This window comes from Acinetobacter sp. Q85-2 (assembly GCF_013420555.1).
GTDB lineage: Bacteria > Pseudomonadota > Gammaproteobacteria > Pseudomonadales > Moraxellaceae > Acinetobacter > Acinetobacter indicus.
This window is the reverse complement of sequence record NZ_VOXW01000004.1, coordinates 1-22,735: the sequence shown is the minus strand read 5'-3', so window position 1 is coordinate 22,735 and position 22,735 is coordinate 1. Positions and strand designations below refer to the sequence as shown.

21 protein-coding genes and 1 tRNA gene are annotated in these 22,735 nt (G+C 46.8%); 8 read left to right on the top strand and 14 right to left on the bottom strand.

Annotated features, from left to right (window positions below; all coding sequences use genetic code 11):
• Positions 1-20: 20 nt before the first annotated feature.
• The 7 genes from FTT68_RS02695 to hrpA all read right to left on the bottom strand — a co-directional run bounded on the left by FTT68_RS02695 (position 21) and on the right by hrpA (position 9,377).
• Entirely contained in the window at positions 21-560 is a 540-nt protein-coding gene (locus FTT68_RS02695) for an HAD family hydrolase (RefSeq protein WP_005178818.1), read from the bottom strand.
• Between the two features lie 3 nt (positions 561-563).
• The gene (locus FTT68_RS02690; protein ID WP_005178820.1) at positions 564-1,541 is read right to left on the bottom strand and encodes an SIS domain-containing protein; all 978 of its coding nucleotides are present in this window, start codon (positions 1,539-1,541) and stop codon (positions 564-566) included.
• A 310-nt stretch (positions 1,542-1,851) separates the two neighbouring features.
• A tRNA-Gly gene (locus FTT68_RS02685) sits at positions 1,852-1,927 on the bottom strand.
• 65 nt (positions 1,928-1,992) lie between these two features.
• Positions 1,993-3,414: a cysteine--tRNA ligase gene (cysS, locus tag FTT68_RS02680; RefSeq protein WP_127798772.1), complete on the bottom strand. Its 1,422-nt coding sequence runs from the start codon at positions 3,412-3,414 to the stop codon at positions 1,993-1,995.
• A 127-nt stretch (positions 3,415-3,541) separates the two neighbouring features.
• On the bottom strand, positions 3,542-4,303 hold the full coding sequence (locus FTT68_RS02675) for a lysophospholipid acyltransferase family protein (protein WP_180175182.1): 762 nt from the start codon (positions 4,301-4,303) through the stop codon (positions 3,542-3,544).
• A 10-nt stretch (positions 4,304-4,313) separates the two neighbouring features.
• Positions 4,314-5,429: a beta-ketoacyl-ACP synthase III gene (locus FTT68_RS02670; RefSeq protein WP_016659123.1), complete on the bottom strand. Its 1,116-nt coding sequence runs from the start codon at positions 5,427-5,429 to the stop codon at positions 4,314-4,316.
• A 30-nt stretch (positions 5,430-5,459) separates the two neighbouring features.
• The gene (gene hrpA / locus FTT68_RS02665; protein ID WP_180175181.1) at positions 5,460-9,377 is read right to left on the bottom strand and encodes an ATP-dependent RNA helicase HrpA; all 3,918 of its coding nucleotides are present in this window, start codon (positions 9,375-9,377) and stop codon (positions 5,460-5,462) included.
• 466 nt (positions 9,378-9,843) lie between these two features.
• Between hrpA and ahpC the strand changes: the two genes are divergently transcribed.
• A complete protein-coding gene (gene ahpC, locus FTT68_RS02660; protein ID WP_005178834.1) occupies positions 9,844-10,407 on the top strand; it encodes an alkyl hydroperoxide reductase subunit C in 564 nt (187 codons plus the stop codon).
• A 155-nt stretch (positions 10,408-10,562) separates the two neighbouring features.
• Positions 10,563-11,039, top strand: a complete 477-nt coding sequence (locus FTT68_RS02655) for a hypothetical protein (protein WP_005178836.1) — start codon at positions 10,563-10,565, stop codon at positions 11,037-11,039.
• Between the two features lie 47 nt (positions 11,040-11,086).
• On the opposite strand, the gene FTT68_RS02650 is transcribed toward FTT68_RS02655, so the two are convergent.
• Positions 11,087-12,187, bottom strand: coding sequence for a putative zinc-binding metallopeptidase (locus tag FTT68_RS02650; protein ID WP_180175180.1), 1,101 nt, complete (start codon positions 12,185-12,187; stop codon positions 11,087-11,089).
• A 280-nt stretch (positions 12,188-12,467) separates the two neighbouring features.
• Between FTT68_RS02650 and FTT68_RS02645 the strand changes: the two genes are divergently transcribed.
• Positions 12,468-12,677, top strand: coding sequence for a KTSC domain-containing protein (locus FTT68_RS02645; protein ID WP_160241797.1), 210 nt, complete (start codon positions 12,468-12,470; stop codon positions 12,675-12,677).
• Positions 12,678-12,701: 24 nt separating this feature from the next.
• Here the strand turns inward: FTT68_RS02645 and FTT68_RS02640 are convergent, their stop codons facing one another.
• Entirely contained in the window at positions 12,702-12,923 is a 222-nt protein-coding gene (locus FTT68_RS02640; protein ID WP_005178842.1) for a DUF1653 domain-containing protein, read from the bottom strand.
• A gap of 296 nt (positions 12,924-13,219) precedes the next feature.
• Here FTT68_RS02640 and ahpF point away from each other — a divergent pair, with 296 nt between their 5' ends.
• The 4 genes from ahpF (at position 13,220) to FTT68_RS02620 (ending at position 17,506) form a co-directional block, all read left to right on the top strand.
• Positions 13,220-14,785, top strand: a complete 1,566-nt coding sequence (gene ahpF, locus FTT68_RS02635) for an alkyl hydroperoxide reductase subunit F (protein WP_005179083.1) — start codon at positions 13,220-13,222, stop codon at positions 14,783-14,785.
• 193 nt (positions 14,786-14,978) lie between these two features.
• Positions 14,979-15,323 (top strand): hypothetical protein, encoded by a 345-nt coding sequence (locus FTT68_RS02630; protein WP_005178845.1) that lies wholly within the window; start codon positions 14,979-14,981, stop codon positions 15,321-15,323.
• Positions 15,324-15,500: 177 nt separating this feature from the next.
• On the top strand, positions 15,501-16,712 hold the full coding sequence (locus tag FTT68_RS02625) for a YeeE/YedE family protein (protein ID WP_005178851.1): 1,212 nt from the start codon (positions 15,501-15,503) through the stop codon (positions 16,710-16,712).
• Positions 16,713-16,804: 92 nt separating this feature from the next.
• Positions 16,805-17,506, top strand: a complete 702-nt coding sequence (locus tag FTT68_RS02620) for a VIT family protein (RefSeq protein ID WP_180175179.1) — start codon at positions 16,805-16,807, stop codon at positions 17,504-17,506.
• Between the two features lie 47 nt (positions 17,507-17,553).
• On the opposite strand, the gene FTT68_RS02615 is transcribed toward FTT68_RS02620, so the two are convergent.
• The 3 genes from FTT68_RS02615 to FTT68_RS02605 all read right to left on the bottom strand — a co-directional run bounded on the left by FTT68_RS02615 (position 17,554) and on the right by FTT68_RS02605 (position 20,173).
• A complete protein-coding gene (locus tag FTT68_RS02615) occupies positions 17,554-18,072 on the bottom strand; it encodes a hypothetical protein (protein ID WP_005178855.1) in 519 nt (172 codons plus the stop codon).
• A 62-nt stretch (positions 18,073-18,134) separates the two neighbouring features.
• Positions 18,135-18,914, bottom strand: coding sequence for a TIGR03915 family putative DNA repair protein (locus tag FTT68_RS02610; protein WP_180175178.1), 780 nt, complete (start codon positions 18,912-18,914; stop codon positions 18,135-18,137).
• Positions 18,914-20,173, bottom strand: a complete 1,260-nt coding sequence (locus tag FTT68_RS02605; protein ID WP_005178869.1) for a putative DNA modification/repair radical SAM protein — start codon at positions 20,171-20,173, stop codon at positions 18,914-18,916. Before FTT68_RS02605 ends, FTT68_RS02610 begins: the two co-directional genes overlap by 1 nt.
• 209 nt (positions 20,174-20,382) lie before the next feature.
• Here FTT68_RS02605 and FTT68_RS02600 point away from each other — a divergent pair, with 209 nt between their 5' ends.
• Positions 20,383-21,426 (top strand): nitronate monooxygenase family protein, encoded by a 1,044-nt coding sequence (locus FTT68_RS02600; protein ID WP_016659133.1) that lies wholly within the window; start codon positions 20,383-20,385, stop codon positions 21,424-21,426.
• A gap of 70 nt (positions 21,427-21,496) precedes the next feature.
• Here the strand turns inward: FTT68_RS02600 and FTT68_RS02595 are convergent, their stop codons facing one another.
• Positions 21,497-22,087, bottom strand: a complete 591-nt coding sequence (locus FTT68_RS02595; protein ID WP_180175177.1) for a hypothetical protein — start codon at positions 22,085-22,087, stop codon at positions 21,497-21,499.
• Positions 22,088-22,260: 173 nt separating this feature from the next.
• A partial coding sequence (locus FTT68_RS02590) for an RNA-guided endonuclease TnpB family protein (RefSeq protein WP_180175176.1) occupies positions 22,261-22,735 on the bottom strand: 475 nt, incomplete at its 5' end.

Sequence of the window (22,735 nt, the reverse complement as noted above, 5' to 3'; positions counted from 1 at the left end):
TCAATCAGAGGAATATCTTATTAATGAGGGATCGCGGTATACTTTTCAAGTAACTGTTCGTATACGCCTTTTGACATTAGGATCATATCGCAGATTTCACGTACCGCACCGCGGCCACCCTGCGCCTGAGTCACCAGATCAGCACGACGACGCACTTCAACATGACCATTCGGCACCGTGACTTTCATCCCGGCAATGGCAAAGGCAGATAAATCTGGCCAGTCATCGCCCATATACAGACAGTCTTCTGGTGCCAGATTCAGCTGGGCACAGGCTTCACGTAAAGCTACGCCTTTATCTTCACGGCCCTGATAAATCAGGTCCACACCCAAGGCATTCATACGTTTTTCAACAATATGGCTGGTACGCCCGGTAATGATGATGACTTTCACCCCGGCCTGCTGCACCAGTTTCATGCCCAGACCATCACGAATATCAAAGTTTTTAATTTCATCACCGCTATTGGTTAAGGTGACAAAGCCATCACTTAAAATACCATCGACATCTAAAACCAAAGCCTCAACGTGACGTGCCTGTTCCAATAAAATATACGATGCCATTTTTTAATTTACCCCGGCCTGAATCAGGTCATGCATACTGATCACACCAATCACCTGATGTGCATCATTGACCACTACAAATTGATTAATTTTTTTATCGCGTAACTGTGCCAGTGCTTCAACCGCACGGGCTTCCTGAGAAATGGTCGCAGGCTGCTTGATCATGACTTCAGCCACCGGCAGATGAATATCAAAGCCCTGCTGTTTGTCGATTAAACGGCGCAAATCACCATCAGTGAAAATTCCCAATAAGGTGTCCTGTTCATCCACCACCGTGGTCAGCCCCAAACGCTTGTCGGAAATTTCATACAGCACTTTGTTCATTGGGGTTTCTGGCGCGACTTTTGGCAGCTCGGCGCCGGTATGCATTAAGTGTTTGACATGCAACAGCAAGCGTTTACCCAAAGCACCCGCAGGATGGGAACGGGCGAAATCATCTGCGGTAAACCCACGCGCATCAAGTAAGGCCACAGCCAGTGCATCCCCTAAGGCCAATGTTGCGGTGGTGCTCGAGGTCGGTGCCAGACCCAGTGGGCAGGCTTCCTGAATGTTCCCTAAAGTTAAAGCCACATCGGCATTTTGTGGCATTGGGCCGCTGTCATCTCCGCTGATGGTAATTAACGGCACTTGCAGATGTTTGATGAGCGGCATCAGCATCATGATTTCATCACTTTTGCCAGAATTGGAGATGGCAATCAGCACATCACCCCGTACCAGCATGCCTAAATCGCCATGTCCTGCTTCGCCCGGATGCATAAAGAATGAAGGTGTACCGGTCGAGGCAAAAGTCGCCGCCATTTTACGGCCAATATGCCCGGATTTCCCCATACCGGTGATCACCACACGGCCTTTACATTGCAAAATAATTTCGCAGGCGCGGCTAAAGCGCTCGTCAATTTGTGTGGCCAGTGTTTGCAGAGCTTGTTCTTCTATACGCAAGGTACTGAGCGCCACACCTTGAAAATCAATCGGGTTTGACATGTTTTCAGAATTCAAATTTTTAACCTTCGTTCAGGGCTGAACGGTCTTCATTCAAGCAGAAATTAATTTTCGCAATTTTAGCATATCTATGCAAATGTCACGTTTTTAAATGTATAAGATTTCACACGATTTCTTCATGATTCCGCCTGTTGTTGATAAACCACAGCACAGGAAGATGGTGAACATGAGTCTCATTTTTTAGCTCAGGCAGTTAAGCTAAGTTTGAGTGTAGATAATGGATAATGTTTCATATCTGGATAAAAACGCATAAAAAAAAGCCTGAATCAGATGATTCAGGCTTTTTGAATTTTGGAGCGGGAAACGAGACTCGAACTCGCGACCCCAACCTTGGCAAGGTTGTGCTCTACCAACTGAGCTATTCCCGCAATATGGAAGTGCATTATAGAGAGTTTCATACAACTGTCAACTCTTTATGCTTCCAAATGGCGATTTAATCAGCACGACGCCAAACGGTACCTTGACGGGTATCTTCCAGCACTACGCCCTGATCGAGCAAAGACTGACGGATTTCATCGGCACGGGCAAAGTTTTTGTCTTTTTTGGCATCTTTACGCTGTTGAATCAGATCTTCAATCTGTTCTTCAGATAAACCAAGTGCATCCTGGCCAATGTCTGACTTCAGGAATTCATCGACATTGTGCTGTACCAAACCAAGAATATTGGTCAGATGACGCAAGGTAGCATAGAAGATTGCTGCCTGTTCGGCATTTTCTTCTTTCACCGCGCGGTTCAGTTCTTTATTGACTTCAAACAGCACTGCAATCGCTTCCGCGGTATTAAAATCATCCCGCATTGCGGTATTAAAGCGTTCGACCAATGTGTCATCTAGCGTTTCTAACAGCTTGTCGCCATACACGGCCTGATAGGCTTTAAATGAATGATAGAAACGGGACAGCGCCGTCTTGGCTTCTTTTAGTGCTACATCCGAGAAGTTCACCGGACTACGATAGTGTGAAGACACGATGAAATAACGGATCACTTCCGGATGGAATTTCTCCATCACATCCCGAATGGTGAAGAAGTTGCCGAGCGATTTTGACATTTTCTCGCCATCAACATTAATAAAGCCCACATGCATCCAGTAATTAACATACTGCTCACCGGTAGAGGCTTCAGACTGGGCAATTTCATTTTCATGATGCGGGAACATCAGGTCTGAACCACCACCATGAATATCAAAATGATTGCCCAGGCAGCAGGTCGACATCGCCGAACATTCAATATGCCAGCCCGGACGACCTTTGCCCCACGGTGATGGCCAAGCCGGTTCATTTTCTTTGGCATGTTTCCAGAGCACAAAGTCAAATGGATGTTTTTTCTCTACTTCGACATCGACACGCTCTGAAGCACCAGCCTGCATATCTTCCAGTTTACGACCGGATAAACGGCCATATTTTGCAAATTTTTCAACCTGGAAATAAACATCACCATTTGAAGCCGGATAAGCGGTGCCCTTGTCAACCAGATTGCCAATCATGTTTTGCATCTGGTCGATATAGTCAGTGGCACGCGGTGCTTCATCCGGAGCCAGACAGCCGAGGTTTTCTGCATCTTCATTCATGGCCTGAATAAAGCGGTCGGTTAAAGCGGTAATACTCTCGCCATTTTCATTGGCACGTTTGATAATTTTGTCGTCAATATCGGTGATATTGCGTACATATTTGACTTTCCAGCCCTGACTCCGCAAGAAACGGATGATGTAGTCAAATGCAACCATGACACGCGCGTGACCAATATGACAGTAGTCATACACGGTCATACCGCAGACATACATGTCGATCTGTCCATCGACGCGTGGCACGAATTCTACTTTTTTGCGCTGCTCTGAGTTATAGAGAACAAATGGTTGCATAGCTGTTCAAAAGACTTCAAATAAAAGGATGGTTCATCTTAACCTAAGCATTATTTTTCATAAAGTTTTCTCGTTATTTTTATCAAAAATCACTTATGCGGGCTTAAACTCAGGCACAACCCGGCTATTATGAGGATGAGTGCCCAGTTGAACGGGCTTTTAGCTGCGCTAAGCTCTGGTAAATTTGCTGAGCGATTTCCTCTCGCAGCGTGGTCAAATCTTCAGAACCTAATCTCTGCCCGACCTCTACCGGTGGCAAAAACTGAAAATAAAAAGGTACCCGCTTGGGAATCAGGTGTTTCGGTAATGATGGAATCACATCGCCATGACGTAATAATTTATCCAGTTGAGGGACTTTGAGCAGTTTCTGAAACAGACGATGCTGCACCACGGTTCTGGCATCAAAACCAAACTCGAAAATATCATCAGGGCCAAAGGCAGCAAAAGGAATAATGTCGTACTGAAATTCCTGTGCCAACTGTAAAAAGCCGTAGCGCTGTTTCCAGATCAATTGATACTGCTCACCCGGATGTTTCAGCACTTCACGTCCGCCACCCGGAAAGACCAGAATCGAATAGCCCTGCTGCATCAAGGCACGCACATATTCACGCTGGCCATCGACTGCGCCGAACTTTTTGACAATATCGCGCCAGATTGGCAAATAAAAATGGCTGTGGTCGGCAATACTAACCACAGCCACCTGATGTTCATTGAACAGATAATCAATAATAACGGGGGTATCAAAAATCCCGTAAAGGGAATGATTGCCCACATACATGGCAGGTCGGGATGCATCAATATATTCACTGCCTAAAAAGGTCGGCGTGAAATAGCGTTTAGATAAGGCGCTCAGCGTCTTGATCCATTTTGCATCATGCTGGACCTGCAATCTCTGCCCCTTAAACCACGTGTTTTTGTACCAGGATACAGCCCACCGAGTAGCCGGCACCAAATGAACATAACACGCCATATTCGCCATCATTCACTTCATGCGCAGTACGATGCAAGGCAATGATGACCCCGGCAGATGAAGTATTGGCAAACTCATCAAGAATAATTGGCACCAACGCCGGATCTGCTTCCGCAGCCGCTTTACCAACCACCAGTTTCAGAATCAGTTCGTTCATGCTGGCATTGGCCTGATGCAACCAGAAACGTTTTACATCGGCTGGTGCAATCGCATTTTTCTCCAGCTGCGCGGTAATCATTTTCGCAACCAGTGGACACACTTCTTTAAAGACTTTACGGCCGTCCTGACGGAAACGCTTGTCATCAATATCGGCATTTTCAGACAGATTCAGGAAACCGAAGTTGTTACGGATGTTGTTCGAGAACTGGGTAAATAACTGAGTGTCCACAATTTCAAAACCGGTTTTGCTGTCGGTGTCTTCAATAATTGACGCAGTGGCAACATCGCCAAAAATAAAGTGGCTGTCACGCGAACGGAAATCATTGTGTGCCGATGTAATTTCGACATTCACCAGCAAGACACGGCGCGCACCGCTTTTAATGGCATCATACGCCTGTTTTAAACCAAAGGTTGCTGCTGAACAGGCCACGTTCATGTCATAGGCATAGCCCTGAATCCCGAGTGCAGTCTGAATTTCAATGGCCACCGCCGGATAGGCACGCTGCATATTCGAGCAGGCCAGAATCACCACATCAATGTCTTCAGCCGTGACACCGGCATTTTCCATTGCCTGTTTGGCTGCAATTACGCCCCACTCGGCCTGAAGCGAGATTTCATCATCAGCGCGTTCTTTTAAATGTGGACGTAAACGGTTTGGATCAAGCAGACCGGTTTTCTCTGACACGTAGCGACGTTTCACGCCAGAGGCTTTTTCAATAAATTCTGCACTTGAGCCACGGCGTGCTTCTAACTCGCCCGCTGCAATTTTGTCAGCATTGGCCGAGTTATACTGTTCCACATAAGCATTTAAACTTTCAACTAACTCTTCATTGGTAATGACATCTTCAGGATGGAATAAGCCCGTACCGGTAATGCGAATGCCCATGTAAAACTCCTTTTTGAAATTCTCTCTATCTTAACCGATTCCCAGCTTTTCCCATACTTTTTGTAGCCGGTTTGGCGAAATTGGCATCTTGGTCTTCATTGGCTGCGAGAATAACGAGATGCGCAATTCTTCCACCATAAAGTACAATTCTTTCAAGCGGCTGTCATTTTTAAACTTGAACAGTTTGTCCATCCACGGGTCAATCTGCACAATGGCGGCATCATCACGTTGCAGGTTATTCGGCAAACGTTCCAGACGCAGCACCAGCGCTTTCAGATAACGTGGATATTCGCTCCAGACGTCTGCTGGCTTGCTATACACGAAATCGGCCAGGTTCATGAGGTCCAGCTGATCTTCAATATCATCCATATTTTTGGCAAAGACCGACTCATCCAGCATCAGCAGTTTACGGCGGATATCCTGCCATTGAATATAAATCTCATTAAAGCTGAGCAGCGCTTGCTGTCCATGACTGAGGAATGATTTTTTTACCTCAAGTAGCAGCGTTTGGAATTGCTCAGCGTTGACTGGCAAGTCATCAATTGACATCTGCAAGGTGGCATAGACCAGCATCTGTTCCAGCTGTGCTTTATCGCCCAACGGAGAATAAGCCAGCGCCAGCGGTTTAGAAATCTGTTTTTTCAGCTGGCGGATTAAATCACCCAGCTGCATATGAATCAGGCGAATCACCCCGGCCCGATGCTGTTTAATTGCCTCTGCCTGATCATTAAAGGTTTGAATCACCACACCAGATTCATCTTTCTGTTCCAGCGCAGCAAAGTCTTTGGTCGGTACCAGCACCTGATACTGCTTGACCACCACGCCAGTGACTTTTTGCGAGGCTTCAAACACAAAGTTGTCAGGGAAGGTTTTAAATTCACCTTTCAGCTGTTTCACCGGACTATGGGTTTCGGTGCGGCAGCGGGCTTTCAACTCACTCAGGTCACGGCCCTGTTCGATGACCCGGCCTTTTTCATCAATCACTTTAATAAACGGCAGCAGATACTGATCGATCCGTTCAAAGCTAAAGTCTTTTTCAGTGATCTGATCGCCGCGCAGCTGAAAAGCTAGGAAGCTGAAAATATGCTCACGCAGATGCGTCGCATCAATTCGTGCACTCAGTTTGCGCGCGGTATCCGGAATTGGCACCAGGTTACGGCGTTTATCTTTCGGTAAGGCTTTAAGTAGCGCTTCAATCAGCTCTTCACGCCAGCCCGGAATCCCCCAGGACCAGATGTTTTCATCGACCTGTGGCAGGGCCTGAACCGGAATTTTTACCGTTGCGCCATCTTCATCATGGCTCGGATCAAAACGGTAGCTGGCCGCCAGACGCAATTCGCCATTACGCAGATAATCCGGGAATTGCTGCGTGGTCGGGCGATCATTCAGCCACAAGGCATCATCATCAACAAATAAATAACGTGGCTCTTTCGGCTCGACGGTCGCGCGCCAGTCTTCAAAAGAACGGCGGCTGGCCACATCTGTCGGCACTTTTGCGGCATAGAACTGATAGATGGTTTCTTCATCTACCACCAGATCGCGGCGGCGCAGCTTGTCTTCGACCCGCTCCACTTCTTCCAGTTTGAGTAAATTATGCTTTAAGAACGGCGGTATAATTCCCAAGTTACCGGTAGTCAAGGCATCGCGCAGGAAAATCTCATGCGCCGCCGGCTGATCGACCTTTTCATAATTCACCTGACGTTTCGGTTCAATGATTAAACCAAACAGTGAAATCTGATCATAGGCATTGACCACTCCGGCTTTTTTCGACCAGTGCGGTTCAAAATAATGATGTTTTAACAGATCACGCGCCGCCAGAAGAATCCACTCCGGCTCAATTTTGGCCAGGGTCCGCAAATACACCTGCGAGGTTTCCACCATCTCAAAAGCCATCACCCACGGGGTATTGGTCTTATGCAAGGTTGAGGCCGGGAAAACCCGCGCTTTTTGCTGACGCACTGCCATAAACACATTACGTTCATCGGTTTTATTGGCAATAAACGATAACAGTCCGGTTAATAAAGCCCGATGCAGATTTTCATAACTGGCTTTCTTTTCATTGAAAGACAGTTTTAACCCCTGTGCCAGATCGACCAGCTGCTCATGGGTTTTCTTCCATTCACGTAAACGTAACCAGCTCAGGAAATGGTTACGGGCAAAGCTTCGGCGCTTGTTTTCACTCAAGTCACGATTGGCCAGCAAGGCATCCCAGAGTTTGAGATAAAACAGGAAATCGGAATCGGCTTCACGGAACAAGGCATGTTTTTGATCGGCCTGCATCTGTTTGTCGGCCGGGCGTTCCCGTGGGTCCTGCACCGCCAGTGCCGCCACAATTACCAGAATTTCATTTAAGGCACCAAAATGTGCCCCGCCCAGAATCATTCGTGCCAGACGTGGATCAATCGGCATTTTTGCCATTTGCTGGCCAATTTTGGTTAAGGAATCTCCCCCAACCCCTCTTTTAGACAGAGGGAGATTATTATTTTCGTCAGTCGCTTTAGACGGATTCGCTTTCTTCTCCGTCATTGCGCCAAGCTCAATCAAAAGCTTGCGACCATCATTGACCAGTCGATGATCTGGGGGCTCGATAAAATCAAAATCTTCCAGCGAACCGAGGCCCAGACTTTGCATCTGCAAAATCACCGAAGCTAAGTTGGTGCGTTTAATTTCCGGTTCGGTAAATTCCGGACGGCTTAAGAAATCTTCTTCCGAATACAGACGGATACAGACACCCGGTGCAATACGGCCACAACGGCCTTTACGCTGGTTGGCTGCGGCTTGCGAAACTGCTTCAATTGGCAGACGCTGTACACGTGAACGATAGTTATAACGTGAAATCCGGGCAAAACCACTGTCAATCACATAGCGGATATTCGGTACAGTTAACGCCGTTTCCGCGACGTTGGTAGCAATAATAATCCGTCGGCCACCGCCCGATGGATTAAAGATTTTCTGCTGCTCGGCCAGGGCCAGACGTGCATATAGCGGCAACACTTCCGTATGGCGCGGGCCATGCTTGATTAAGGTTTCCTGTAATTCACGAATTTCCTGCTCGGTGCTGGCAAACACCAGAATATCGGCATGTTCAGGATGACCTTTTTCCTGTGCATCGGCAAAGCATTCTTCCACCGCCTGCACCACTGCACGCGGCAGGTTTTCTTCAAAGTCATCAAACTCATCATCATCACTGCCGCCAATGCTCAGTTCGGAAATGGGACGGTAACGTACATCAACCGGATAGCTGCGCCCTTCGACTTCAAAAATCGGCGCGCCATTAAAGTAATTGCTGAAACGGTTTACGTCCAAAGTCGCTGAGGTAATGATGACTTTGAGATCTTTACGCCGTGGCAACAGCTGCTTTAAATAACCCATGATAAAGTCAATGTTCAGGGAACGTTCATGCGCTTCATCAATAATAATGGTGTCGTATTTGCTTAAGTAACGGTCATTGGCCAGCTCTGCCAATAAAATACCATCGGTCATTAAGCGGACAAGCGAATCCTGCGAGCCCTGTTCATTAAAACGGACTTTAAAGGAAATGGATTCACCAAGTTTTTCACCGACTTCTTCGGCAATCCGCTGCGAGACACTGCGCGCGGCCAGACGACGCGGCTGGGTATGACCAATCAGACCGGTTAAACCGCGCCCGGCCAGCATGGCAATTTGCGGCAACTGGGTAGTTTTCCCCGAACCGGTTTCCCCCGCCACAATAATCACCTGATGTTTTTGAATTGCCTCAACCAGCTTGTCGGCGTATTGGGTGACCGGCAAATCCTGATTCAGTTTGATGTTTGGAATACGGCCCAGGCGTTCCCGAACTTTCAGATTGGATTTTTCAAATAGCTCAGAATATTGTTTTTCATTTGCATCTTTTCCTTTACGCAGTCGATTTAAACGATGACGGTCACGCGCCATAACGAGTTGATCTACATTTAAATGACTCTGCACAGAACAAGATTCCTAATTTAAATAAAAAATATCAATCGGCTATTTTACGCTGTAATGACAGCCAGCGGAAGAATCCGCCCATGAAATGAACGAACAGACCCTCCAGCCTGTCTGCTTTTACAGCGAATCCGCTGTCCGCAAACTGAGTACGGTGGCTTCTAGATTGTGACGATGACGAACATTTCCAAGCAGTCTGCCTAAAAATAAAAAATATTTTTGCTTTACCCTTGAATTTTACCGAGCTTGACATCATGTTTGATGAGGAATGAAAAAGGTGTACTTTTTAATTGTCATGTGGTCATCATATTTTTCGGCTACATAATAATACACACCGCCTGAATATGGCTTAAACAATCATCAATTCGGTTTTTCCGATGGTGGTAATGTAAAAATACCATTTCAGCAATAAAGCAAATTTCTATAATCTAATTGAAATTCAAAACAAACCTCAATCATGGAGACAATGATGAGCTTAATTAATACTGAAGTTAAACCATTTAAAGCAAATGCCTACCACAACGGTCAATTCGTTGAAGTAACTGAAGCTGATCTTAAAGGCAAATGGTCAGTTGTATTCTTCTACCCAGCTGACTTCACTTTCGTTTGCCCAACTGAGCTTGGTGACCTTGCTGACAACTACGCTGAATTCCAAAAATTAGGCGTTGAAATCTATGCAGTTTCTACTGACACTCACTTCACGCACAAAGCTTGGCACGATTCTTCAGAAGAAATCAAAAAAATCCAATACGTAATGGTTGGCGACCCAACTTGGACACTGTCTAAAAACTTCGAAGTATTAATTGAAGCTGACGGTCTTGCTGATCGTGGTACTTTCGTCATCGATCCAGAAGGCAAAATCCAGATCATCGAAATCAACGCGGGTGGTATCGGCCGTGACGCGCAAGAACTTCTTCGCAAAGTAAAAGCTGCTCAATACGTTCACGCTCACCCAGGTGAAGTTTGCCCAGCAAAATGGAAAGAAGGCGACGCAACACTTGCTCCTTCAATCGACCTAGTTGGTAAAATCTAATCTGTATTAGATTAAACTGATTGAAAAAACCACGCTTGATCGCGTGGTTTTTTTATTGATGCGCTTACATTTTTACTCAATTTTAGCTGCTGTAGATTCTTTTTATTTTCATCTGCGTTGATTAAGCTACTGAAAAATGCGCTATGGATAGACCGATGAAAACCCTATTAATTGCAGCCTTATTCACCACCCTGTCCCTGCCGGCCTGGGCTGATGTGCAGTGTAGCGGCAGCTTAAAAGATCGTTCGATTTCCGACAATATTTTCGTTGGCAAGCAATGCACCTTAATTAATGTGCAGGTCGATGGCAATGTCATGCTGGCCGATGGTGCCAAAGCCATTCTCCGAAACAGCCATATTGATGGCAATCTGGAATCCAAAGGCCGTTTTGCACAGCTGGTGGCGACCAATAACCGCATTGAAGGCAATATTCAACTGGAACGCGGCAAGCTGACCCAGCTGCACAATAACCGTGTAAATGGCAATATCCAGCTCAAAAACAATCGGGGTACGCTGAATATTAGCCGTAATCAGGTCGATGGCAATCTGGAATGTGAAAATAACGCGACACCACCGGTGGGTGGACGTAACACGGTACAGGGCGATAAAACAGGACAATGCCGCCGTTTATAAGGTGGGATGATTTTATGATAGATGAGGGTTTGATGATGGATCAAGCATTAACCATCTACAGGCATTGGATTGTCCGAAACTGGCGGCAAACCATGGATCACCTGATGAATCAGTTGTAATTTTTCCATCACCTTCGGACTAATCACAAAGGGATAAAAATCTTCCTGCCCCATACTCCGATTCACACTATTCATGGCAAAAGCCACTGGCAACCAGGCCTGAAAAATCTCGTTAAAGTCGGTCAAAAAATACGGATTTTCACGTTGCTTGAAGTACATAAAATGCTGCTCTTCATGCACAATTTGCGGATGAATACTCATGCCAAAAGAAGTTGCCGTTTCCAGCACATCAACAATATGTAAATAATGCGCCCAGCTTTCCGCCCAGTCTTCCCACGGATGCATGGTGGCATAGGCACTAATATAGGCATCCATCCAGTTGCTTGGTGCGCCGTGCTGATAATAGTTCTTCACCGCCTGCTGATAACAGGCGCGCTCATCCCCAAAAAGTTGCCGAAAGCGTGCCAGATAATCACTGTTCGCCACCAGAACATCCCAATAATAATGGCCAATTTCATGCCGGAAATGCCCCAGCAAAGTCCGGTACACTTCGGCCATATTCTGCTTGGCCATCATCCGCTCGACATCATCGGCTTCGGCAATATTTAAAGTAATCACCCCGCTGGCATGGCCGGTCATGACTTTGGGAGCACGATCATCATTCGGATTGGCCTTAAAGTCGAACACCAGCCCACGTTCAGGACTTTCCAGCTTGCTCAGTAAAGGCAAATTCCAGCGCAGCAAGGCATAGACCAGGCGATGCTTGGCCAACTCGATTTTTTGCCAGCGGCAGTAATATTGCGGCTGGTTTAAATCCGGGATAATCCGGTTTAAACGGCAGGCCGGACAAAACTGCTCCGGACTGTCAAACGGAATAATCCAGTTACAGACCTGATGCTGATGATTCTGGCAAAAACGGTAAGCCTTTTGCGTGACCGCTTCAACAAATTCCCCTGCCCGCTGACCCGGTTGCAACGCCAGCATATGCATATATTGCGCATCAAAACCTAAATGATGCTGGCACACGGTACACTGGGTATTGTCGAAATAAATCGGATGCTGACAATAACTGCACTGAAAAAGTTGCATGAGAATGGCTCAGTCGATTGTTTTTATTACAGAGATGCCGCTCAGCTTAGAAGATTCTGATTTTTCTGAGTGTAGTTTTTTGCAGTGAATGTTTAGTGTTGCTGCAACCGTGGTGCAGATTGTCCCCATACGCTACGCTTTGACCGGGAGTGTTGGCACACAACACTCGACTTTCGCGGATAAAGTTGAAAATTCTTACAAATCAGTAATACATCCGGCTCTGCATTTGGCATATGGTCAAACTATAACGATTCCAAACACAATAAAGGAGGAATGGCTAATGGAAACTGTCCTGACTGTAACCTTCTGCAAATACAATACCTCAACACGCTACTTAAAAATATTTTATAACAATGGGTTGGCAGAGCTTTATCATCCTGTGCCAGAATTTATCTATAACAATCTGCTACGCAGTCATGATAAAGCTGCTTTTGTGCAAAAATATCTGGAGTACGATTTACACTTTAACAAGATCTCGTTGCGACCTTGAATTGAGGTGCAGCAATTTCACCTCTCACATCATTTCCTGAACCAGTTTAAAACGCGGTAATTCACGATCATCTTCCAGACTGATCGATTCGGTAAACATGCTCAGTGGTCGAACCCAAATGGAATAATCACCATATAAACACTGGTAGACCACCAGCTTTTCCTCGGTTTCACTGTGCGTGGCCACATGCAACACCTGATACAACTGCCCTTTATAATGCTGATAAATGCCTCGGCTTAAACTCATCTTGATACTCACATTTGTAATTTTAAATGCCATTGCTCAGGATAATGCCTAGTTTTAGTCACAAATAGCAAATCTTTGATTTTCTTATTGTCAATTCTTGAAAATTCCAGTGACAAGCCACATCTTAGAAGATAAAGCCATACATTTTTATGTGCAACTTCCGCATAAATACATGATTTTTATTATTTGATTTAAAAAACCGATTGTTTTGATAAAAACAAACCGTTTCACCAATTAAATATTTTCTCCTATCATGTCTTTATCAAATACATTTTACTCCTCTGGAGACGTTAGCAATGTTAGATCAAAATACCACAGCCCAATTAAAAGCCTTGTTAGAACGCCTTGAAGGTCCAATCGAATTAGTGGCCACTTTAGATAGCTCTGACAAATCAGACAAAATCAAAGAACTGGTAACTGAAATTGCCGCCCTGTCTGATCAGGTGACTGCACGCTTCGATGGTAACAACAAACGTGCACCAAGCTTTGGTGTCGCCAAAGCCGGTGAGCAACCGCGTGTATTCTTCGCAGGTTTGCCAATGGGCCATGAGTTCACCTCTTTGATTCTGGCATTGTTACAAACTTCGGGCTATGCACCAAAAGTGTCTGATGAAGTGCTGGCTTCTATTAAAGACTTGGGTATCCAATCGGATTTCGATGTATTCGTATCGTTAAGCTGTCACAACTGTCCAGATGTGGTGCAGGCATTGAACCTGATTGCGATTTATAACCCCGGCACTACTGCCACCATGATTGATGGTGCATTCTTCCAGGATGAAGTGGAAGAACGTAAGATCATGGCGGTACCTATGGTATTCCAGGACGGTAACCACATCGGTCAGGGTCGTATGACTTTGGAAGAAATCATTGCCAAATTGGATACTAACTCTGCAGCCAAAGAAGCAGAAAAGCTGAATGCCAAAGCTGCGTTCGATGTACTGGTGATTGGTGGTGGTCCTGCTGGAAACACTGCAGCGATTTATGCAGCACGTAAAGGCATTAACACCGGTATCGTGGCGGAACGTTTTGGCGGTCAGGTGATGGACACCATGGACATTGAAAACTTCACTTCAATCAAGAAAACCCAAGGTCCAAAATTTGCCGCTGAAATGGAAGCACACGTACGTGAATACGGTGTCGACATCATGAACCTACAACGTGTATCTGACATTAAAGGTGCAGATGAAACAGCCAACGGTTTAGTTGAAGTGACCTTGGAAAACGGTGCCAAGCTGGAATCGAAAACTGTGGTGCTTTCAACCGGTGCACGCTGGAGAGAGATGAACGTTCCGGGTGAAGCAGAATACCGTACCCGTGGTGTGGCGTATTGCCCGCACTGTGATGGTCCTTTATTCAAAGGCAAACGTGTTGCAGTCATTGGTGGGGGTAACTCGGGTGTAGAAGCGGCGATTGACTTGGCGGGTATTGTTGAGCATGTGACCTTAGTAGAGTTTGATACCAAGTTACGTGCGGATCAGGTATTGCAAGACAAACTGAACAGCTTGCCAAACACGACTGTCATCAAAAATGCACTTTCAACAGAAGTGGTCGGTGATGGTTCACAAGTGACAGCGCTGAAATACAAAGACCGTGCAACGGATGAAGAGCATACGGTTGAACTGGCGGGGATCTTTGTACAGATCGGTTTGTTACCAAATACCGATTTCTTGAAAGAAACAGCAGTTGAGCTGAGCAACCGTGGTGAGATTGTGATTAACGACCGCAACGAAACCAACGTCAAAGGTGTATTTGCGGCGGGTGACTGTACTACAGTCCCATACAAGCAGATTATTATTGCTACAGGTGAAGGCGCGAAAGCATCGTTGTCTGCCTTTGATTACATCATCCGTTCGGGGCAATAATTCTGCTGAATTAACTCTAGAACACCACAAGCCTATAGCGTGCACTACGCTATAGGCTTTTTTTGTATTTCATTTTCTTACATTTAATCAACAATTTGTTATCTATTGCCAGATCGGAACTGGTTTATATTTTTGAATATTCACTGCTGTTGTGGATATTTGCCTTGAGAATAGAATTAAAAGGAATATGACAATGAATAAATTACTTGTTGCTTTAGGTCTTGCTGCTACCGTTGCTTTAGTGGGCTGTAACCGTGATCAGGCGCCTGAAACAGGTGCAACCACTGGCGAGCATCTGGAAAATGCTGCTGAACAGGCAGGTCATGATATTTCCGGTGCTGCTGAAGAAGCTTCAGCTGAAATGGATGCTGCAACGGATGAAGCTGCTGCAGAGTTAGATCAGGCCGCGGATAATGCCGCTGCGGCAACCAGTCAGGCTTGGGATGAAACCAAGGAAGCCACCAAAGATGCAACTGCAACCGCAGCCGGTGCTGTTGAACAAGGTGCTGCGAACGTGCGTGAAGAAGCCCAGCAATAAAATTCACTTCCTCGCTAAAAGCTCCCTTCCGGGAGCTTTTTTTATTATTCATTTTACTAATATTTTAAATTAGAAATTTCAAATTAAAAATAGATTAAATGACTGTTTCTATCAGGTTAAAAGTTTAAATTTCCACTAAAATACTCAGGATTCTGATTTCTCTCCCTGTTATTGTCTATGTCTATTATTGCTGCAAAAGCCGACCGGTCGAATCGCTCGATCTGGGTCGCGCTGGTGTTATTGTTTATTGGCTGTATTGGCGCCTATCAGGTGGTGGGCATTAACCAGGCACTATTATTCCTGATTGGTGGTGCACTGGGGATGACCCTGTACCATGCTTCTTTTGGTTTTACCTCAAGCTGGCGGGTATTTATCAAGCAAGGTCGTGGTCGCGGTCTGCGTGCACAAATGATCATGCTTGGTCTGGCAGTACTGCTGTTTTTCCCAGCCTTAGGTGCAGGTGAACTGTTTGGCAATCCGGTCAATGGTTTTGTTAGCCCAGTGTCAATGTCGGTGATGATTGGTGCCTTTATTTTTGGTATTGGCATGCAGCTCGGCGGCGGCTGTGCTTCTGGTACGCTGTATACCGTGGGTGGTGGTAGCGCACGCATGCTGGTAACACTGGTATTCTTCTGCTTAGGCTCACTGATTGCCACCACGCATTTAGACTGGTGGTTTAACCTGCCGCATCTGGCACCTATTTCACTGGTCACCAGCTTAGGTGTGATGCCGGCGTTATTGCTGAACTTTGTGCTGTTTGCCCTGATTGCCTTGGTTACCGTATGGTATGAAAAGAAACGTCATGGCAGTCTGGAGGTTGAACCGGCTGCACAGTATCAGGGCTGGAAACGCTTCTTACGTGGCCCGTGGCCGTTGGTGTGGGGCGGTATCATCCTGACCCTGCTGAACTTCGCTACTCTTGCGTTGGCTGGACGTCCTTGGGGCGTAACCTCTGCGCTGGCCGTCTGGGCCGCCAAATCGGCCAGTTTTGTGGGTGTTGATGTAGCCTCCTGGAGCTACTGGCAGCAACCAGCCAATGCCAAAGCACTGACAGAGTCGTTATGGTTTGATATTACCTCAATGATGAACTTCGGGATTATGCTCGGCGCCCTGCTGGCAGCCAGTCTGGCCGGCAAATTCGCACCGAACTTTAATATTCCAAAACGCTCCCTGATGGCGGCAATCGTTGGCGGTTTGCTGTTAGGTTATGGCGCACGTCTGGCCTACGGCTGTAATATTGGTGCCTATTTCAGTGGTATTGCTTCTGGCAGTTTACATGGCTGGCTGTGGCTGGTATTTGCCTTTATTGGCAATGGCATTGGGGTCAAATTGCGTCCATTCTTCTTCCCGGAAGAACGCCCACAACCGGAAAAGCTGACCGGCTGTTAATTCCTGACTTGCCGTTCAAAAAGCCCCAAAAGTTGGGGCTTTTTTCATCTCTGGGTTAAGATAGCCGCATACAATAAAAAATCAGGCGGGCTATGAGTTATTCACATCATCATGAAAAACATTATATTTTAAGAACGGGCTGGTTACGTGCTGCGGTGTTGGGAGCCAATGATGGGATTATTTCGGTGACCAGTCTGGTGATCGGGATGGCGGCCAGTGGTGCTTCCAGCCAGACTCTGCTGATTACTTGTATTGCCGGCCTGATTTCAGGCGCCAGTTCTATGGCTGCCGGCGAATATATTTCGGTCAAATCCCAGGAAGATATCGAGCAGGCTGATCTGCACATGGAATCCAAAGAACTGCGTAAAAACCCCGATCTGGAACTAAAAGAGCTGACCCATATTTATACCTTGCGCGGCCTGACGCCTGAGCTAGCGCATGAAGTGGCGGTACAGCTGACCGCCAAAGATGCCCTAGCCGCCCACGCCCGCGATGAAATCGGCATTCATGAAAATACTGCCGCCAATGCGGTACAGGCGGCGGCATCCTCGGCGATTGCATTTTCTTTAGGGGCGCTGTTGCCTTTACTGACCATTATCTTTAGTCCGGTGGAATATCTGGACCGAAGCATTGTGATTGCAGGTGTCTTATCGCTGGCCTTACTCGGTGCCCTGTCCAGCTATTTTGCCGGCACCTCCATGCTCAGAGGCAGCTTGCGGGTCACGGTCTGGGGCGTGGTGGCCATGCTATTCGCACACTGGATTGGCTCGTTGTTCCATGTCACACCTTTATAAAAAAACCGCCCAGCAAATCGGGCGGTTTTTTTACCTTAGGGCTGTGTTTACTGTAAAGCCGCTTTCAGGTTACAGCCATAATTCATGGTTTGCTGCACCTGACGATAGCTGGTATAGCGGTTTAAAATAAAATCGTAAAAATTGTCGGCATTGGCAAAATTCTGCTTTAAATTTTCCTGTTGAGCCTGGGGCAGCTGGATCTGATCAAGCAGTTCCAGATTATAATGTCCGAGACGATACATCTCGGCAAAATAGCCATTCATCATATCGCAATAGCCGGCTTTGGTCGGCTTTAAGGCGGTACTGCTGACCAGATGCTGGTTCAAGGTCATCAGATTATCGGCATCTAAAGGAAACTGCTGGGCAAAGGCAATACTTTCCAGCTGCTTAAACTGCTGAAAATCGGCTTCCAGTTGACGGTTTAAGGCACTAAAGCGCTGCTGTAGCTGCTCTGCACTGGCCACCTGGTACTGTTCAGGCTGGACCTGTACCTGCTCTGCCTCATGTGGTCCACATGCTGTCAAACCTGTTATTGTGAGCAAAACAGCCCCTACATACCCCTTCATGCTTTTACCTTTTCCACGATACAACCCGGGCATTATACTGATGAAACCGGCCGGGATGAAAGTTAGAGCGACTTTTCATTCATATAGCGCCAGTAACGTTTCGGTACATACTGAATATGCAGCTTCATGTTCTGCCGTGCCTGAATATTGACGCTGTGAAAATAATCTTTCCACAGCTGGTCATATAAAAATTCTTCAGCATCCAGCTCGATACTAAAGGCCTGACTGTGGCCACTGCCCAGCTGGAGATCCAGCTGCCGGGCATTCATCTGAACCTGATGCACATCATCCAAATCATAATAAATGCCATAATCACGCTGTTCATCATAAATCAGCCAGCGCTGATCCTGATAACGCGCCTTAAAATGCCGCTCGATCAGCGGTAGTACATTAAAATCTGGCCGCACCAGACTTAAGAACAGACCATCCTGACATTTTTTAAAACGTACAAAGGCTTCCATACGATGTTTTTCCCGGCCCACCTGCTTGGCCCACTGTGCCATGCCCAACACCGCCGGATGGCCATAATTACCATCCACCGCATGGCCGTGTTGAAACACATAAATGCAAAAATCAAACAGATGCTGAAAAGCCTGTTCCTGCTCCGACAAAAAGCACAAATAAAACTGGCGCAAGCTGCCGGGCAGGATTTTCTGTTTCAAGCCCTGCCAGACCCGCTGTCCCTGCTCATCCTGCGAAGGGATGACAATAAACTCATCAAACAGGCCATGCTGTGACTGTGGATTGGCGGTAATGTGTACATCAAACTCTTGAAAGCGAAATGCCCGAAACACACAGCAAAGCAAGCCGGTGAGCGTGCCATCAAAGCAGTAGGTGGCCATTAAAAAGCAAAGCCCAGTTGTGGCGAGAGCTGCTGCTGATATTTGGATTGCCCCGACTGTAAAATCTGCTGGCGAATCTGCTGCGCTGGCGGCTCTTTTTTAAATTTCGGGCTGTCGGCACAGCGAATAAAATGCTGGGCACGGTTATAGGCCACGCCCATGCGTTTTAGCTGATCTATATGAATGTGCCCAAACCGGCGCGCCTGCACAATTTTCTGCGCCGAACGCACGCCTATACCCGGCACCCGTAAAATCAACTGGTAGTCGGCACGGTTGATATCTACCGGAAAAGCCTCTGGATGGCGCAGTGCCCAGCCCAATTTCGGGTCGACATCCAGGTCTAAATTGGGATGTTGATCATCCACCAGTTCATGCGCAGCAAAACCATAAAAACGCATTAACCAGTCACTTTGATAGAGCCGGTTTTCACGCAGCAACGGCGGCGCTGAACCGACAGCGGGCAAGGCCTTTTCCTGTGTATTAATTGGAATATAACCAGAAAAATAAACCCGTTTTAGCTTGAATTCTTTGTAGTGCCGATCGGCCATCATAATAATGTCTTGGTCGGTTTCATTATGTGCACCCACCACCATCTGCGTGGTTTGTCCGGCCGGAACAAACTTCGGTACCGATTTGATGATTTTCGATTCATCTTTCAGTTGAATCAGGCGATCGCGGACAATACCCAAATCCTTCTGCACTTCGGCATGACTTTTTTCCGGGGCAAACTGCTGTAGTCCGGCTTCGGTCGGCATTTCCAGATTAATACTCATCCGGTCAACATATAAACCGGCTTCGGTAATAATTTCCTGAGATGCGCCCGGGATGGTTTTTAAATGAATATATCCATTAAAGTTTTCTTCCAGCCGCAGCTTTTTCACCACCTGTAGCATTCGTTCCATGGTGTAATCGGCCGATTTAAAAATACCGGAACTTAAAAACAGCCCTTCAATATAATTGCGCCGGTAAAAATTTATGGTCAGATCGACCACTTCCTGTACGGTAAAAGCTGCGCGTTTCACATCATTGGAACGCCGCGACACGCAATAGGCACAGTCATAAATGCAAACATTGGAGAACAGGATTTTAAGCAGCGAAACACAGCGCCCATCTTCGGTATAGCTGTGACAGATGCCATTACCGGTATTGCCCAGCCCTTGGTCTTTATTTTTGCGCCGACTGCCACTCGATGAGCAGGACACATCATATTTGGCAGCATCGGCTAAAATTTGCAGTTTTTCACGGATACGTTCAGACATGCGTTTCAGCAGAAATCAGGAGATAAGCTGATTATAAAAAAGCGAAAATGTTGCGCCTAGCAAGCCGATGCCTTAGCACGACCCAGCTTGTCGCAACGAATGTAACTGCTGTGTAAAAACCGGCAGATTATTTAAAAAATAAATAATGATTATGATTTGCTAATTTTGTTCAGCTTGGGCAAAGTGTAGGAAGAATAAGGAGAAATCGCATGTCTATATTGGAACAGCTCGGCATTAAACATCCTATTTTTTTAGCGCCGATGGCCGGTGTTTCGACACCTGAACTGGCTGCCGAAGTTTCCAACCAGGGCGGCTTGGGTTCACTGGGTTTAGGGGCCAGTTCAGTGGCGTCTGCCCGAGAACAGATTTTAAAAACCCAGGACCTGACCGACTGCCCTTTTCAGGTCAATTTCTTCTGTCATCAACCCGAGCCGCTGGATGAAGCTGCTGCTCAGGTCTGGCTGGATTATTTAAGTCCGCATTTTGTCCATTATGGCGTAGCGCTGCCGACCCAGCTCAAAAATCTGTATCCTAGTTTTTTAAGCAATGATGATTATCTGAATCTGGTGCTGGAAACCCGTCCTCAGGCGGTGAGTTTTCATTTTGGTATTCCGCACGCGCATCAGATTCAGGCGCTAAAACAGGCCGGGATTATCACCATGGTCTCTGCCACCAATCTGGCCGAAGCACAAGCCATTGAAGCGGCGGGTATTGATATTATTATTGCCCAAGGCGTAGAGGCTGGCGGTCATCGTGGCCTGTTTAATGCCGCTATTGATGGCGGTATCCGCACGGTAGATTTAGTGACTTTACTGACCCAGCACTGTCAGATTCCGGTGGTTGCGGCTGGTGGAATTATGAATGGTCAACATGCACAACGTGTCATGAACCTTGGCGCAGTCGCGGTACAGCTCGGGACCGCCTTTGTGCAATGTAAATCTTCCAATGCCAATGAGGCGTATCGCAAGGCTTTATTTAGCCAGAGCTGTACCCAAATTACCGATTCAATTTCCGGCCGTCCGGCACGTGGTCTGGTCAATCAGTGGCACCGTCTGGTGGATACGCCAAACCGTCCGCCGGTACCGACCTATCCGTATACTTATGATATTGGCAAGCAGTTACATGCCGCAGCTAGCCAGCAAGGCGAACAGGGATTTGGCGCATTCTGGGCCGGTGCCAATGTCGGTCTGATTCGTGACATGGAAGCCGGTGATTTAATTAATCAACTGGTGCTGGAAATGACCAGTCACTAAGCGCGAACAATAAACAAAAAACATCTCCGCGGAGATGTTTTTTTATTGGCCTGATAGTGTCTTGAATACTTTAACGGGTCACACGTTGCCAGGCATCTTTAGCTGCAAATTTAGCTTCTTCCCAGTTTAGACGGGAATCGCCTTTCATCTGTTCCCATTTGGTACGCAGTTCTGGCTCGGCCCGGTCAAAATCGACATTTTGTTCATATAAAGGACGGTTTTCATAGCCCAGTCGATAGGCGCCGCGATAATCACGATCATAGTCGACATCGGCATAGACACTGCGGGTTTCATTATAATATGGACGGTTCTGGTACTGATCACGCCAGTATACATCTTCTACAGTCGGATCAATCGCATCGGCAATTTCATTACCGGCCAATCCACCCACTACACCACCGGCAATACCGCCTACTACGGCACCGACCGGTCCAGCTGCAGCACCGACGGCCGCACCGGTTGCCGCACCCCCTAATACACCGACACTGGTGCCCACAGGATGATCGCCTGCTTCATTCATATCCGGGACACGATTGGTGTCCAAATCTGGACGTGCATTGACATCGGTCGGGTCGACATTTAAACCCTGGCTTCGTTCTTGTGGTAATTCTGTTGAGGTCTTATGGCTAAATTCAGTCACAGGACGATTAGTATTGGTCATGTTGAAACTCCCTGGATCATTGTTATTAACAAGACTGGAATATCATCTTGCCAAGTGAAGACTTACCTAGCATAGAGCAAGCCAAGCCCTGCAATGTCCAAGTCCTGTCCGTGTTCAGTGAGCGTATGTTGCCCTGTGTTCAGGTCTGTAGAGATTGTAAACGGTTGACATCCTCACCCACCTGAAAGGAGGGTGATTCCTACTGCTAGACGCTTATGCCCAAGCGCAAGTATGTTCTTGGCGGAGTTTAAATCGCGTTGATTTACACTTCCGCATTCACATTCCCATACTCTTATTCGCAAATCTGCTCTACCTTTCGGACTGCTTGCGGTGATTGCACCGCAGCTCGAACAGGTTTGGGTTGTGAATCTCTCGTTGACTTCCTCAAACATGACCCCTGCGTTCTCGCATTTATACTTGAGCATGGTTTTGAGTGTTGAAAATCCTGTATCTAAAACAGATTTCGCCATTTTAGTTTTTACAAGTTTGTTCGCACTTAGATCACCAACGACAATCAGTGCATTGTCTTTCACCAGCTGGGTGCTAGCCTTGTGCAAATGGTCTTTACGACAGTTTGCAATCTTGGCGTGTAATGCACGGACACGCTTTTTATTTCTCGCTCTCTGAGCAATCCCTAATTTCTGTTCA